7 protein-coding genes, 28 tRNA genes and 2 pseudogenes are annotated in these 14,245 nt (G+C 45.7%); 33 read left to right on the top strand and 4 right to left on the bottom strand.

What is annotated here, in order from left to right; all coding sequences use genetic code 11:
- Positions 1-4: 4 nt before the first annotated feature.
- Both pdxA and QUB25_RS17020 read left to right on the top strand, forming a co-directional pair.
- Positions 5-1,102 carry a 4-hydroxythreonine-4-phosphate dehydrogenase PdxA gene (gene pdxA / locus QUB25_RS17025; protein ID WP_333184433.1) on the top strand — a complete coding sequence of 366 codons (1,098 nt, stop codon included), beginning with the start codon at positions 5-7 and terminating at the stop codon, positions 1,100-1,102.
- Between the two features lie 120 nt (positions 1,103-1,222).
- Complete coding sequence (locus QUB25_RS17020) at positions 1,223-4,834, top strand: OmpA family protein (protein ID WP_333184431.1); 3,612 nt, start codon at positions 1,223-1,225, stop codon at positions 4,832-4,834.
- A 212-nt stretch (positions 4,835-5,046) separates the two neighbouring features.
- On the opposite strand, the gene QUB25_RS17015 is transcribed toward QUB25_RS17020, so the two are convergent.
- From QUB25_RS17015 to QUB25_RS17005, 3 genes are all read right to left on the bottom strand, one after another.
- Positions 5,047-5,871, bottom strand: a complete 825-nt coding sequence (locus QUB25_RS17015; protein WP_333184429.1) for a biotin--[acetyl-CoA-carboxylase] ligase — start codon at positions 5,869-5,871, stop codon at positions 5,047-5,049.
- A gap of 346 nt (positions 5,872-6,217) precedes the next feature.
- Positions 6,218-6,880, bottom strand: coding sequence for a glutathione S-transferase family protein (locus tag QUB25_RS17010; RefSeq protein WP_333184427.1), 663 nt, complete (start codon positions 6,878-6,880; stop codon positions 6,218-6,220).
- Positions 6,881-7,134: 254 nt separating this feature from the next.
- Positions 7,135-7,257 (bottom strand): hypothetical protein, encoded by a 123-nt coding sequence (locus tag QUB25_RS17005; RefSeq protein ID WP_333059559.1) that lies wholly within the window; start codon positions 7,255-7,257, stop codon positions 7,135-7,137.
- A 6-nt stretch (positions 7,258-7,263) separates the two neighbouring features.
- Between QUB25_RS17005 and QUB25_RS17000 the strand changes: the two genes are divergently transcribed.
- From QUB25_RS17000 to QUB25_RS16920, 17 genes are all read left to right on the top strand, one after another.
- Positions 7,264-7,337: transfer RNA gene (locus QUB25_RS17000), tRNA-Asp, on the top strand.
- A 207-nt stretch (positions 7,338-7,544) separates the two neighbouring features.
- Positions 7,545-7,618 (top strand) — tRNA-Cys (locus QUB25_RS16995).
- A gap of 102 nt (positions 7,619-7,720) precedes the next feature.
- A tRNA-Met gene (locus QUB25_RS16990) sits at positions 7,721-7,795 on the top strand.
- Positions 7,796-7,798: 3 nt separating this feature from the next.
- Positions 7,799-7,873 (top strand) — tRNA-Trp (locus QUB25_RS16985).
- 6 nt (positions 7,874-7,879) lie between these two features.
- A tRNA-Glu gene (locus QUB25_RS16980) sits at positions 7,880-7,956 on the top strand.
- 8 nt (positions 7,957-7,964) lie between these two features.
- Positions 7,965-8,046: transfer RNA gene (locus QUB25_RS16975), tRNA-Tyr, on the top strand.
- 34 nt (positions 8,047-8,080) lie between these two features.
- A tRNA-Tyr gene (locus tag QUB25_RS16970) sits at positions 8,081-8,154 on the top strand.
- Positions 8,155-8,162: 8 nt separating this feature from the next.
- Positions 8,163-8,249: transfer RNA gene (locus QUB25_RS16965), tRNA-Ser, on the top strand.
- Between the two features lie 4 nt (positions 8,250-8,253).
- Positions 8,254-8,326 (top strand) — tRNA-Phe (locus tag QUB25_RS16960).
- A 6-nt stretch (positions 8,327-8,332) separates the two neighbouring features.
- Positions 8,333-8,407, top strand: a tRNA-Asn gene (locus tag QUB25_RS16955).
- 10 nt (positions 8,408-8,417) lie between these two features.
- A tRNA-Gln gene (locus tag QUB25_RS16950) sits at positions 8,418-8,496 on the top strand.
- A 5-nt stretch (positions 8,497-8,501) separates the two neighbouring features.
- A tRNA-Gln gene (locus tag QUB25_RS16945) sits at positions 8,502-8,575 on the top strand.
- 29 nt (positions 8,576-8,604) lie between these two features.
- Positions 8,605-8,681 (top strand) — tRNA-Leu (locus QUB25_RS16940).
- A 23-nt stretch (positions 8,682-8,704) separates the two neighbouring features.
- Positions 8,705-8,785, top strand: a tRNA-Leu gene (locus QUB25_RS16935).
- A gap of 4 nt (positions 8,786-8,789) precedes the next feature.
- A tRNA-Pro gene (locus QUB25_RS16930) sits at positions 8,790-8,862 on the top strand.
- 124 nt (positions 8,863-8,986) lie between these two features.
- Positions 8,987-9,060: transfer RNA gene (locus QUB25_RS16925), tRNA-Leu, on the top strand.
- 95 nt (positions 9,061-9,155) lie between these two features.
- Positions 9,156-9,227, top strand: a tRNA-Thr gene (locus QUB25_RS16920).
- A gap of 20 nt (positions 9,228-9,247) precedes the next feature.
- Here the strand turns inward: QUB25_RS16920 and QUB25_RS16915 are convergent.
- Positions 9,248-9,853: a macro domain-containing protein gene (locus QUB25_RS16915; RefSeq protein ID WP_333184425.1), complete on the bottom strand. Its 606-nt coding sequence runs from the start codon at positions 9,851-9,853 to the stop codon at positions 9,248-9,250.
- A 102-nt stretch (positions 9,854-9,955) separates the two neighbouring features.
- Between QUB25_RS16915 and QUB25_RS16910 the strand changes: the two are divergent.
- The 14 genes and pseudogenes from QUB25_RS16910 to tuf all read left to right on the top strand — a co-directional run.
- A pseudogene (locus QUB25_RS16910) lies at positions 9,956-10,399 on the top strand (retroviral-like aspartic protease family protein).
- A gap of 44 nt (positions 10,400-10,443) precedes the next feature.
- Positions 10,444-10,514, top strand: a tRNA-Gly gene (locus QUB25_RS16905).
- A gap of 59 nt (positions 10,515-10,573) precedes the next feature.
- Positions 10,574-10,645, top strand: a tRNA-Gly gene (locus tag QUB25_RS16900).
- Positions 10,646-10,650: 5 nt separating this feature from the next.
- Positions 10,651-10,721, top strand: a tRNA-Val gene (locus QUB25_RS16895).
- A gap of 6 nt (positions 10,722-10,727) precedes the next feature.
- Positions 10,728-10,800, top strand: a tRNA-Arg gene (locus QUB25_RS16890).
- A gap of 333 nt (positions 10,801-11,133) precedes the next feature.
- A tRNA-Arg gene (locus tag QUB25_RS16885) sits at positions 11,134-11,207 on the top strand.
- A 7-nt stretch (positions 11,208-11,214) separates the two neighbouring features.
- A tRNA-Ala gene (locus QUB25_RS16880) sits at positions 11,215-11,291 on the top strand.
- Between the two features lie 60 nt (positions 11,292-11,351).
- Positions 11,352-11,424 (top strand) — tRNA-Ala (locus QUB25_RS16875).
- 6 nt (positions 11,425-11,430) lie between these two features.
- A tRNA-His gene (locus QUB25_RS16870) sits at positions 11,431-11,504 on the top strand.
- Positions 11,505-11,508: 4 nt separating this feature from the next.
- Positions 11,509-11,591 (top strand) — tRNA-Ser (locus tag QUB25_RS16865).
- A gap of 461 nt (positions 11,592-12,052) precedes the next feature.
- Positions 12,053-12,625, top strand: coding sequence for a dihydrofolate reductase family protein (locus QUB25_RS16860; RefSeq protein WP_333184423.1), 573 nt, complete (start codon positions 12,053-12,055; stop codon positions 12,623-12,625).
- 101 nt (positions 12,626-12,726) lie between these two features.
- Positions 12,727-12,798, top strand: a tRNA-Lys gene (locus tag QUB25_RS16855).
- Between the two features lie 55 nt (positions 12,799-12,853).
- A tRNA-Ser gene (locus tag QUB25_RS16850) sits at positions 12,854-12,938 on the top strand.
- Positions 12,939-13,040: 102 nt separating this feature from the next.
- Positions 13,041-14,168, top strand: a pseudogene (tuf, locus tag QUB25_RS16845) (elongation factor Tu); the annotation flags it as partial.
- Between the last annotated feature and the right edge of the window lie 77 nt (positions 14,169-14,245).

Below are 14,245 nucleotides of genomic sequence, written 5' to 3'. Positions count from 1 at the left end.
ATGAATGCTAAAATTTCAGTGCCGAAATTGCTGTATTTTGTTGGAGAAAACTGCCTTGAGTCTCGATCGGGAATCACAACTAGCTGTAACTCTTGGAGATCCGGCGGGAATTGGACCGGAAGTGATTCTCAAGGCATTGGCCGATCCCGCTGCTGGCTTGATGGCAACGGTTATAGGCTCTAGGAGAGTTTTGCAGCAAACTTACGATAAGTTGCGATCGAGCAATCCAGCAGCAGAAGCGGCAAATCCCGAAACATTAAACATTATTGATATCGAACCAGACAGCAAGTGGGGCGAAATTGTCCCCGGTGTCGGGAGTGCAGCTAGCGGGGCTGCTAGCTTTGCTTACATGGAAAGCGCGATCGCCCGTACCATTGCCGGCGAATTCTCCGCCATCGTGACCGGCCCGATTTCCAAAACTTGCTGGCAGGCGGCCGGTTACAATTATCCCGGACAAACAGAACTCCTCGCAGAAAGAGCAAAATCGCAGCGATTCGGAATGCTGTTTGCCGCCACATCTCCCCACAGTGGCTGGACGCTCGTAACTTTACTGGCTACCACACATATTTCCCTGCGTCAAGTCCCCGATGCGTTGAGTCCCGAATTACTGAGTGAAAAACTAGAATTGCTGATAGACTGTTTGCGGGAAGATTTTGGGCTGGAAAGACCGAAAATTGCGATTTCTGGCTTAAATCCTCACAGCGGCGAAAATGGCAAACTGGGAAATGAAGAGCAAGACTGGATGATACCTTGGTTGGAAACGCAGCGCGATCGCTTTCCTCAAGTGCAGTTAGACGGGCCAGTCCCCCCCGATACCCTGTGGGTAAAACCGGCTAAAGTTTGGTACGGTTTAGCCAAGGAAGCTCACGACGGTTACTTGGCAATGTACCACGACCAGGGGTTGATTCCAGTAAAATTGATGGCTTTCGATAAAGCAGTCAACACTACAATTGGCTTGCCTTTTGTCCGCACCTCTCCGGATCACGGCACAGCTTTTGATATTGTAGGTCAGGGGATTGCAGATGCCTCCAGCATGAAGGCAGCATTGCAGTTGGCGGCCCAGTTGGCTAGTCGCAGAAGAGCAGTTAAAATAAGGCGATAGCTTTAGTACGCCTGACGCTTGGATAAATTGTGTCATTCCTATTGATTTTCGCTGGGGTGAGGCGACAAGCAAGCTGGTAATTTCCTTCGGTCGATTAAAATTACGTTTGGGTAGGGCAGTATGGCAGCATCAAATGACAATTCAGGGAAAATATATCAGTCAGAAAAAGAGGTTTCTGATGCAACTATAGCAAGTTCTAAAGCTGGAGAGCAACTTCAGGAATTGCTAACCATACTGACTGAATTCCAGTTATTAAAGAAATCAAAAAAAGAACCAAGCGAGCTGAAGTTACCGCTTGCGGAAAAGTCTGTGCAGCGATTAGAGGATGAGGAAAGTCGGCGCAAACAATTGTCTTTCCTGATCGAACCACCGAGTGTGGTACCGGAAGTATTAACTAACGATGAAGAGATCCCCTCTCAAAGACGAGAAAAAAGTAATGAGGAACACGATTTATCTATAACCGCGAAGGTAGCAAAAAATTATCGGCCCTCTGAGGAAGAGTTAGAACAAGCAGTAGAGGAGTTTAAGCGGTTGCAACAACTGCTGTTTGAAAGGGATTTACCGGAATTTTACAGTAATGTTTTGAGCGTGGAACAAAGGTTAGAAAATTTTGAGAAGTTGATGTCTGAACCCCAAGAGTTGATGAGTTTACTGAGACCGTTAATTCCTGAGTTAGTGAGAGATGAATTAGAGGGGTTGCAGTCGGAATTAAAAAATGCGATCGAACTCGCTAGCAGCGATCAAATTAATCAGCTCGAATTGCAGACCAAAATAGCTGATTTGGAAAATAAAATTGCTAACTTCAACCAGCAGCAACTGCCGAATTCTGAACAGTTAATGCAAAGGGTGATGTTGGTGGTGGGCGAGCTGCTCAAGCGTAAGGTAGAGGAGTCTAAGTTAGAGGTAGCTTCGGCGATCGCACCAAAAGTCAATCAAGTAATTCACAATCAAAACGGACTTGAAGAACAGGTAGTAAGAATTGAAGATAGAGTTGCGAATATTCAGCAGCGTTACCAGCAGCAACCGGAAGATTTAATCAAGCAGCTAGTACCAGTAGTTAGCGAATTGCTAAACCGCAAAATTAGTGAATTAAAATCAGAGATTGTAGAAGCTGTTACCCCTTCAGTACAGGTAAGAATAGCTTGGGTAGAAATAGAAGAAAAAGTATTGAGCATCATCGAACGCCGACTGGCTACACAACAGTCGCCTATTCAGAAGCCAGAAGAGATAATGGCGATGCTAATGCCCGCAATAACTGATTTGCTGAATCAGAAAATCGATGAATCAAAATTACAAGTAGCAGCGACGATCGAACCTTTGATACAATCAGCAATTCTTCAAAGAGAAGTTCAAGGACAATTGAGCGATGTAGAAAGTAGACTAAATAATCTTCAGCGACAGCAAAAAACTCAACCGGAAGATATAATGGCAAGGTTAATGCCGTTAATGATTGACTCGCTGAACCGGAAACTCGAGGAGACAAAGTTAGAGGTGAGAGAGGCGATCGCGCCCGGTGTGAACACAGCTCTTCAAAACAGCGGTATTGCAGCACAAATATTAAATAATGAAACTAAGATTGTTGAAGTTCAGCAGCAAGTTTTAGCCGAGATAGAAGGGTTGATGGCAAGAATAATGCCAGTGATTGTAGAAATGCTGTCTCGAAACATCGGGGAAGCAAAGCTAGAGATAGAATCTGCGATCGCGCCCGCTGTCGATGCCATCATTCAGAATAAAAGGCTCGATCAAAGACTCGCGAAGATCGAACAAAAGATTGTGGCGATCGAACACCGGATCTATGAATCGACAGACTTGTTTACCGATTTACTGAAACCTTTGATTGACGAGCTGATGGTTAGCCATCACGCCCAACTGCAAAAGTCTGTCATCGAATCTATTTTACCCTTGTTAGATGAAGTTGTAAGTTATAATTACAGACTCAACGATAAAGTAGGCGAACTCGATCGCAAAATTACTGATGCGGAATGGGGAGGCAATCGGGAAGAATTACTTGCCAGAATTAAAATCATGTTTCCCGAAATGATGCTCCAAACGATTAATGAGTCGAGAAAATCATTTGCCGAAACCATAACTCCAATAATTGATGAAGTAATTAATACCAAAACCCGAGAAAACAGGCAATCGATGGGAGTAGCCATATCGCCTGCTCTTCCTGTAGGAATCAGCCACAGAATCAGTGAATCGCCAGATGAAATTGCAATGGCGATCGCGCCGGAAATGGCCACCGCTATCAAACAGCAAATTCATCTCAAGCGAGAAGCAATGTCGGATGCACTTTATCCGATAATCGGCAGCACGATTTTAAAATACATTGCCGAGATGATGCGGGAGATTAATGAAAAACTCGAATCAGCTTTAAGTCCAGAGGGAATTAGTCGTAAAATTCAAGCCAAATTACAGGGCATTTCTGAAGCCGAACTGCTGATGAAAGAAACAACACCACTGAGTGTTAAAGCTGTTTTTTTAATTCAAACAGAATCGGGCTTAGTAATTTCAGCAGTGCAGAAGTCTGAACGCGAACAGCTAGAATCAGACATGGTAGCGGGGATGCTGACTGCTATTCGGGCTTTTGTCAACGATTGCATATCTCAGTCTGGAAATATTGCAGAAATTGATGCAATAGAATACGGCACATCTACGATCGTATTGGAAGTAGCGGGTTCGTGTTATCTAGCAGTAGTGATGCAAGGAGAAACCCGCCAGTGGTTTAAGTACAAAATGCGATCGATATTCAACAATATTGTTCAAGAATACGGAGATAAAATTCGGTCATTTAACGGCGATCCAGCAACTGTACCACCAGAAGTAAACTCGAAATTGCAAAAATTAATCGATACAGAGGTAAAAGTTAAATCTTCTAAACTTCCCATTTTACCAATTATCGGTTTGGCAGCGTTAGGTTTAATTGGAGTACCTTGGGGAATTCATCAATACCGCAGCGCAGTTGAAGCGAACTTAGAAGCAGATACGAATTTAGCATTACAATCTGCTCCAGAGTTATCGGTTTATCGTATCGCGGCAGATGTTAAAGATAAATTATTGCAGATTTCGGGACGAGTGCCGAATCAAAATCTGCGATTGAAAGCGGAAAAAATCGCTCAGCAAGTGGCTCCCCAATCAAGAATTGAAAATAAAATTATAGCCGTTGAAGTACCTCCCGATCCAGTTTTAGTCGAAGCCGATGTCAAGCGGACGGCAGCTCTTTTGAATAAAGTAGAAAGCATTAATATCTCGGCTCGCTATGCAGAGGGAAAAGTCGCCGTTGCAGGCAGCGTAAGCAAAGTGCCAGATGCTCAGAAAATAACTCAAGCTTTTGAGAAAATTCCGGGGGTAAAGTCCGTAACAAATACAGTGATAATAGGAACTCCACCGCCGCCCAAGATAATAATGCCAGTTCGCGTGTATTTCGGTGCAGGTTCGGCAAGTTTGGAGGCGAAAGATGTCGCACAAAAGCTTAGTAAAGTCAAGGAATATATGGAGAAAAATCGCACGAAGAATTTAAGGATAGTTGGCTACAGCGATTTTAAAAGCACTCCGGTAGAAAATCAAAAGTTGGCAATGGAAAGGGCGACTAATGTGAAAAATATTTTGGTTAGACAAGGGATAAATGGCAACAGAATACAAGTTGCTTCTACTAAGGGTCGTCCGGAAGGTGTGGAGGCAAATCAACCGCTGTGGTTGAGCAGATTGGTAGTATTTGAGGTGATAAATTAAAAAAGGGAATAGGGAATAGGGCATCGGGCATCGGGCATCGGGCATCGGACCTTGTTAATTGTTAATTGGGAATTTTCCCTAATGACTAATGACTTCTTTCTCTTAATTTATAGTAACTGGCAAGAAGGTTAGGACATTTTCGATCGCTGAAAATATTGCTCTGACTGCATTTCCCTTCTTCCTTCTTCCTTCTTCCTTCTTCCTTCTTCCTCTTAAATTAATCGAACTCGCCCAGAGGTAAAGGCTTGTATTCGATCGCCCGCCAAGCATATTAGCAAGCGGCCGCTTCCGTCAATGCCGGCGGCTTCTCCGCAGATGGTTTCCGACGCCAGTTCGATCGCCACCGGGCAGCCAATCAACGCATCGTGGCGTCGCAATTCCGGCAAAAGTAGCGCTAAACCGGACTTGGAGGCTGGCTTGTCTGTGGTAGAAAACATATCGGCTAGTTCGAGTAAATAGTGCCGCAGTCGATCGAGCAAACACAGTTCATCTGGTACTGTACTAGCAATAGAATGCAAGCTTACCGCATTGCCGAGATCCCTTTCATCTAATCCCGCAGCCGCGAAATCTACGCAGCGGTTGAGTCCAATTCCCACAACGGCACGAGTTTTGCCAAAAACATTGCCGGAAGTAGCTTCGCAGAGAATTCCCGCTAATTTGTGGCGATCGATCCAGACATCGTTTGGCCATTTCAGGCGCAGCATATCGCGACAGTCGGGAACCAAATCTTCAATCGCGTAAATCACGGCTAAACCCGCTGCTAAACTGAGTCCTGGCAACAAAGTGGGGTTGAGGTTTTCGAGTACAAAACTAACAGTCAAGACACCGCTTGGGGCGTGCCAGGTGCGCCCGTGTTGGCCGCGCCCGCTGGTTTGTCGCTTGGTAAATACTGCATCTCCGTGGTGGAGTTGGGCCGCGCGGGCGATCGCCCAACTGTTGGTACTCGGACAGGTATCCAAGGAGTGTAGCCAGTGATGGAGGTTTGGGCGATCGGGTTCTGTGGTTGCGGGCACGGGAGTTAAGGGCAATTCAGACAAGGTTTGATTTGTAGTATTGGATATCTAAAAGCTGATTATCGCAGGGCGATCAATCTTTTGTGCGAGTTTGGGCTATCGGCATTTTCGTCAGTGTTAATTCTTGCCGTTGCGATCGAAGTTTTCTATAAATATGTCTCAGCGGGGATTGACAGCGATCGAATGCGGGCGCTCAAATGCGCGCCTAGACAGACAAAACCCGCAAAGCAAGGCTTAAGAGTTTCTTGAGTCAACCCAGGTAAAGTTTGTTTGTAAAGCGGCGATTGAAAATCGCCCGATATCTTTAGATGTATTTGTAAAGCGGGGAGTTCAATCACCCCCTATATTTATTTGAAGCTCGATCGCTCTTTTAAAGCCTTGCCGCCAATAAATCCTTAATTATTGGGATTTTTGCCACAATTTCGGCTTGAGATACCTCGGTTTGCTGCCAACTCGATCGCCCTGCAAGCCGATCGGCCCACTGCTGCAACTTCGGATACTCATCAAAAGATATGCCAAACATCCCCACCGAATGCACCGCAGTGCCCGCCACCACTTCGGCCAAAGTAAACTGTTCGCCAGCAAAATAAGTGCGATCGTCCGCCAGCAAGCCCTCAAAAAACCTCAGCAGCGTTACTATCTGCTGTTTTGACTGTTCCAACTTCTGTGCAGTGTCTCCCGCTACACCCAGCATTTGACGTGTTAATGGAAACATTGCCGGCAACAGTTCATTTAACGTCAGCATTTCCACCATCCGTACAATACCCAACGCTTTCGCCTCTGTCGGTAGCAGTGGAGGGGTGGGGTATTTCGCCTCCAGATAATCGAGAATTGCCAGCGACTCCACCAAAGTCAAATCTCCATCCACTAACACCGGTATGCGGTGGAACGGGTTAATTGCCAGAAAATCCGCCTTAAATTGGTCGCCGTCGAGGTTAAGTGCTAGAGGCTCAAACGCAATCTGTTTTTCCAGAAGTGCCACCCACACACGGCGAGAATTCAGAGAAATTGGAGTGTAGTACAGTTTCAGCATCAGATTTACCTTACGCAACACCGTCAGTTTAGCAGCAAAACACCCTGATATATAAGGGTTTGGGGGAACGCATAGGGTTGGTGGGAGCGATCGGCACCCCTTTGAAAAACCCAATTTAAAAAAAAGTTGTATTACCCCCTTGACAGTCTTGTATTATGCAATGTAGTATAAATGTATGGCGAAGTGGAAAGAGCTTCAAAGCCTTACCCCACGAGCAATATGAACCTTGAAAACAGAATAGGAAGTTAATCGTGTCACATAATTGTGGACATCGGCGGTGTAGACTCCGGCAACAATAGCCCGATCGGGTTGTAGTACGCGGAATCAACCGCCACCCCGTCCCAACTTGAGTAATTCAAGGACAGAAAATTGTTCATTTTCGCGGGGGTATAGCTCAACCGGTCAGAGCAGTCGCCTGTCGAGCGAAAGGTTGCGAGTTCAAGTCTCGTTACTCCCGTCAGTCGATTTTAGATTTTAGATTTTAGATTTTAGATTTACTCCACAGGAGAAGAATCTGGGAACTGGAACTAGGGTCTAAAATCCACACCTCCTGTCGGAAAGCAAGTATCCGTTTTTCGGCGGGGGTCAAAGTCCCGTAGGCAAAAGTCAAGCCGTCTCCCCCTCAAGGAGAAGATTGCGACTGCAAACCTCGTCGGGACTCCCAGGTTAGGTGGTCGAGTGGTTGAAGGCGTCGGTCTGCAAAACCGATTTTCGCGGGTTCAAATCCCGCCCTAACCTCTGTTCCCAATCAGAAATTAAAAAATAGAAATTAAAAGATTAAACTAACAGTCTTTTAATTGAAATTTTTAACTTTGAAAAGGAACGAAGCGAAAGTGACATTGCAGCGTAGCTTAATGGTAAAGCGCCAAGTTCATACCTTGGTCAATGCAGGTTCAAATCCCGCCGCTGCCACCAAAAGCAGGGATGGTGTAACTGGCAACACTCTGGTCTCCAAAACCAGCATTCTGAGTTCAAATCTCAGTTCCTGTGCCAATTTATAGTGCTGTAGGCAAATGGTTTAAGCCGCTTGGATTTCACCCAAGTGATTGCGGGTTCAACTCCCGTCAGCACTTCCAAAATGTCTGGGTCGGCCCTCCTATTGGCGTGGGTACCTGTCTGTAAAACAGTAGCTTAAAGCGTTGCTGGTTCAATTCCAGCCCGACCCATTTGTAACTGCATTTAATATGCAGTTGCAATTTTGAGAACGTGGTGTAGCCGGATAACATCTCAGTTAATAAAACTGAAGATTGAGGGTTCAAATCCCTCCGTTCTCGCTCGCTGTGGAGAGGTGGCCGAGTGGCTTAAGGCGCTTTCCTGCTAAGAAAGAGCGGTTTAACAGCCGTCGAGGGTTCAAATCCCTCCTTCTCCGTTTTCCCCCGATAGCTCAGTTGGTAGAGTGCTTGTGTGAAGAACAAGAGGTCGTCAGTTCGATACTGACTTGGGGGATTGCGTTGCCTTATAGCTCAATGGTAGAGCAAGCGGTTGTTAACCGCTAGGTTGTAGGTTCGAGTCCTACTGGGGCAGCCATTTTTTAAATTGCCGGGTAGACAAATTGGTAAAGTCGCCTATCTCTGAAATAGGAGTTTTTGTAGGTTCAAAGCCTACCCTGGCACCCAATTATTGGGAAGTCGCTTAATCGGTATGGCACCGCTCTTTGAAAGCGGCAAAATGCAGGTTCGATCCCTGCCTTCCCAGTTCTGCTATTACCAAAGCAGATCAATTACACTCCTGTAGCCCAATTGGCAGAGGCCGCAATTTCAAAAATTGTGTTGTGTGAGTTCAAATCTCACCAGGAGTACCAAATTTTTAACTAAGTTTCTACTTGCTCCTGTGGCGGAATTGGCAGACGCGGCAGACTTAAAATCTGTTTTATTTTGAGTGTGAGTTCGAGTCTCACTAGGAGCATGAACGGGATGTAATTCAGCGGCCAGAAGCCATGCTTTGGGAGCATGGAGTCGTTGGTTCAAATCCAACCATCCCGACTTTACCCCTGTGATGTAATTGGAAAACATCACTCGCTCAGAACGAGTGTTTTTTGCAGGTTCGAGGCCTGTCAGGGGTATGAGGTTTTATTCAATCTAAAATCTAAAATCTCAAATCGGTTTTGCCCCTGTAGCCCAATCGGTAGAGGCGCTAGATTTAGGATCTAGTTAGTGCTGGTTCGATGCCAGTCAGGGGTATTTGGTGACATCGCGGGTGAAGTAGCCTGGGTAGGCTTGGAGGTCTCATAAGCCTCTTAATAGCAGGTTCAACTCCTGCCCCCGCCACCAAAAATGCAGGTGTGATGTAACTGGCAACATGAGGCTTTTGTAAAGCTTTTATGCGAGTTCAAATCTCGCCACCTGCTTGGGAAAGTGCGATCGCTCTTTAAGCAGGATTGCGATCGCCACCTTCCCAAATTTGCAGTTGTCTTTCTGCTGCAACAAAACAGTTGACATACGGCGTGGGATACACAAAATAATCGTAAGCCAGAGCCATTTGCCGCGCGGCTTCGCGATAAGGAACTCGGCCGATTCCCGTTCCCAATCCCGGACAAACGACACTCTCAATTTTACGTTCTGCGTGTCGGTTGTAGCGCCGAATTGTTAACAGCATTGCCCACGTTGCCACATACGGAATGTCTGTTCCTACGACAGACATCGGTACGCGCATGGTGGGAGTATGAGCGATAAAAGGATGTTTGGGATGGTGAGTTGCGATGATAAATGACGTGCCAACTGGTTGTTCGCCTAGATAGTCTTCCAAGATATGTTCCTGAACCCTAACCATTAGAGAATGACCGAAAAAACCAACAATGGCTGCATCGATACCGCCATCCATCATGCCAAATGAATTGGCGGGACTAACCAAACAGTCATACTCGGTTAAATCCTCGAAACGTTTGTTGGTAATTTTGACATTTGGTAGGTAGAAAAAATGCTCTTGGAATGCGGCGAATAGTTCGGGATTGGGTGCTGTAAGTATAAGTTTCATGTGTTTTATCTCCGCTCCTAGTTTAGCAAATTACTAATGGCGATCGCACTCATTTTTCCAAAAACTTGCCATAATTGAGGTTGAGTAGTTCAAGGTTAAACTATGCTAGCAACTGACAATACCTCAATGGGAAAAATTATTACCACACTCACCGTGACTAACCGCGCCGATCAAAATGTCGCAGCCAGAGGATTTATGCCTTCCGACCAAATCCGTTCAGTCACTCTAAATAATGTGCTAGTTGATACAGGTGCAACAACATTGTGTTTGCCTGCAAGTATCATTGCACAACTCGGTTTATAATTGCTCAAAGAAGTGGATGTAGAGACTGCTAATGGCATTGGTAAAGCCAGAATTTTTCAGGATGCTAAAATTTCTTTAGTAGGACGCGAAGGCACGTTTGAGTGTTTGGAATTGCCCGGAGGTATGAATCCTTTATTAGGCGTGATTCCTCTAGAAGCCCTGGGAATTGAATTAGATTTAAAAAATCAGCGATTAGTAACTTTACCCATCAGTCCAACGCAAACTTACTTGACAATTTTGTAAAGGCTGTATGTTGAGGTTAAAGAGATACAATCGCTAAACTAATTGCGGATATGGTGTAACGGTAGCATTCGAGTCTTCCAAACTCTAGGCACGAGTTCGAGCCTCGTTATCCGCTTGGCTAAACGAGAGGTTTTTTCAATCCAAAATCTCAAATTTCCCATCTAAAATCGGTTTGCGGATGTCATGTAGCGGCTAGCATCTGAGTATGCCATTCTCAGCGCATGGGTTCGAGTCCCATCATCCGCTTTTGTAGTCCTGAGCTTCGATGGTAGAGCGTTTGCCTTACAAGCAGACGCGGGGTAATCTCCTGTCAGGACTACCAATTTATGGGAGTGTAGCTCAATGGATAGAGCGCCGTGCTTCGGACGCGGATGTTGTGGGTTCAAGTCCTACCACTCTCGTTGTTTTTGCTTTAATTTAAGGAGGTTGATTCCATTGAATGGATAATTTTTTATATTAAGAGCGATCGCCCTTTGCGTGTCCCAATCTTTGGAGCCTACATACTTTAGTACGAGAGGAAAGGTAACGCTGTCAAAATCAGCGGGCGTTTGAGAACGGGGAGTGCATTGAACCCGGCAGGTTGGCTTAAAGGTAGCCATCCTTTAAAGAGTGTGTAATAACTCATCGGCGGAGTCCCTCTAGTAACTGAGAAAACGCAATGCTCTGATAACTTGCACGTCAAAGTGCGTGAAGCGCAGCTATCCCGTAGGGAATCGCGCATTAACAAAAAACATGGGAGTGTAACTCAACTGGATAGAGTGTCGAGCTTCTACCTCGAATGTTGTGGGTTCAAGTCCTACCGCTCCTGCTGTCTGGGGTTCGTAGCTTAATTGGTAAAGCATCTAACTGGCTGTTAGAAAGATATCGGTTCAAATCCGATCGCAATCCACCACACAATTTTAGATTTTAGATTTTAGATTTTAGATTTACTCGACAGGTGAATCTTTTACGCGGGGTCATAGCTCAATTGGTAGAGCGCTTGCTTTGCACGCAAGAGGCCAGGAGTTCGATTCTCCTTGACTCCACTTTCGGTGTCTGAAGCCAAAGCGGTAGCGGCGCTGGTTTGTGGAACCAGTAATAGCGGGTTCAATTCCCGTCAGACACCCCTTGGAAGATGCCGCTAAATGGTTGGCAACCAGTCTTGAAAACTGGGGTACAGGTAACTGTAAGGGTTCGATTCCTTCATCTTCCTTTTAACCACCGGGAGCCAGAAAGTACGGCGCTGTGCTGATAACGCAGAGATAGGAGGGGCAGTACCTCTCCGGTGGATTGCTTAGGATTTTATATATAAATAATGGAGGATGATGGTTAATTCTTTTTCAGAAAATTTGCTATTATAGACTGAGAAAAATTGCGGGGAGGTCGCCTAATTGGAATGGCACCGTAAAAACTTTGGAAAAGCGGCTCCCAAAAGGACGATCGGGTTTGTTGAGTAGGGTAAAAAGTTGCTTCGCGACGTTCCCTAAAAACGCAAACTGGCAGCGGGTTGCGGAGGCACTGAAAGGAATTAACAGTCCGAGATGGGGGCAGTTCTCATCTGCTTGCGGGCAGTAAGGAAGCGCGTTTCCTGAAAGTTGCTGTCGATCGATGCGGGTTCGAGTCCCGTCCTCTCCATTTATTGTTTTTAAGATTTTAACAAAACAAAGATTAAATATGAGAAAACTAAAATATTACGTTGCTTGCACCGTTGACGGGTTTATTGCTCGCGAAGATGGCTCATTTGATTGTTTTCCGATGGAAGGAGAGCATTTCGCTGATTTGTTCGATTCCTTTCCTGAAACTTTTCCGGCTCACTTTCAGGAAGCACAAGGCATTCGTGCAGAGAACAAGCAGTTTGATGCGGTTTTGATGGGACGGAAAACCTATGAGGTAGGACTAAATTTTGGTGTAACTAATCCTTATCCCAGCTTGAAGCAGTATGTTTTTTCGCGCACTATGGAAGCCAGTCCAGATGAGAATATTGAACTTGTTTCGGACAATCCTGTTGCATTGGTTAAGGAATTGAAAAAAGAAACGGGTAAAGACATCTGGCTCTGCGGTGGTGGCGGTTTAGCGGCAACTCTTTTTTCGGAGATTGACGAGATGATTGTGAAGTTGAATCCGGTAGTTATCGGAGCGGGAATTCCTCTTTTTTCCGGTGCAATCAATCCGACAAATTTGGAACTTGCCGATCGCAAAATCTATAGCAACGGTTTCATGTTACTTCATTATCGAGTGAAGCATTAGCAATCGGGACTTTAGGCGTTGCAATTGCTGGGGGTAAAAAAGGACTGAAGTGTTTACTACACAATAATTTTTTAGGAATTACACAAACGCTGAATTTTTAAGGGTGGTTAGCAAAGCGGTTATGCACCCGGCTTTTAACCGGTACCAGATAGGTTCAACTCCTATACCACCCACTTTCAATCTATCTGCCTCAATCAGCGTTTATCTGCGGTTAAAAATCAAAAACTTGGAAAGTGCGGCTGTGTGGACGGCAACTGGTTTGGAATACCAGGGTGCAGCGAAAGCTGTAGAGGTTCGACTCCTCCACTTTCCTTTTTAATCATTAGTCATCAGTCATTAGTCATCAATAACAGGCTAATGACTCAAAACTCATGATTAGAAACCCAAAACAACTCTTAGAGGAGAATCAAATGTAATGTCACGCACCAAATTTGAACGGAACAAACCCCACGTTAATGTCGGTACGATCGGTCACGTTGACCACGGGAAAACAACCCTAACAGCGGCGATTACAATGACGCTAGCTGCACAGGGCCGGGCCAAGGCTAAAAAGTACGATGAAATCGATGCTGCACCGGAAGAAAAACAGCGGGGAATCACGATTAATACGGCTCACGTTGAGTATGAAACTGGCGATCGCCATTACGCTCACGTTGATTGTCCGGGTCACGCTGATTACGTGAAAAACATGATCGTGGGTGCCGCTCAAATGGATGGTGCAATTCTCGTCGTGTCGGCTGCAGATGGTTCGATGCCTCAAACTCGCGAACATATCTTGTTAGCGCGGCAAGTGGGAGTGCCGAAGTTGGTTGTCTTTTTGAATAAGAAAGATATGGTGGACGATGCGGAAATTTTGGAGTTGGTCGAGTTAGAAATTCGCGAACTTCTCAGTTCTTACGGTTTCCCGGGCGATGATATTCCAATTGTCGCAGGTTCGGCACTGAAAGCGCTGGAAAAGATGACTGCTAATCCGAAAATTCAGCGCGGCGAGGATGAGTGGGTCGATGGCATTTACGATTTGATGGATGCGGTAGATGACTGGATTTCTACCCCCGATCGCGATATTGACAAACCTTTTCTGATGGCTGTTGAAGATGTGTTCTCGATCAAAGGTCGGGGAACTGTAGCCACGGGCAAAATCGAGCGCGGTCAAATCAAAGTCGGCGATACTGTAGAATTGGTGGGAATCCACAACACTCGCACGATAACTGTTATCGGCGTTGAAATGTTCCAGCAAATTCTGGATGAAGGAATGGCTGGAGATAATGTCGGTTTGTTGCTTCGCGGCATCCAAAAAGATGAAATTGAACGGGGTATGGTGCTTGCTAAACCCGGTTCAATTAAACCTCACACTGAATTCGATTCTGAGGTTTACGTGCTGTCGGAAAAAGAAGGCGGCCGCCGAACTCCTTTCTTTGCGGGATATCGCCCTCAATTCTACGTGCGGACAACGGATGTTACAGGTACGATCGCATCTTTTACCGCTGATGACGGAAGCGCGATCAACATGGTAGTTCCGGGCGATCGCGTTAATATGACTGTGGGCGTTGCTGAGTTAGAGTATGAATAGGAGGAATAATTTATGCAATGCCCAGAATGTAAATCAACCCATATCCGTAA

The sequence above is a fragment of the Microcoleus sp. B3-D7 genome (genome assembly GCF_036705305.1).
GTDB lineage: Bacteria > Cyanobacteriota > Cyanobacteriia > Cyanobacteriales > Microcoleaceae > Microcoleus.
This window is presented reverse-complemented; position numbering and strand designations above follow the sequence as displayed.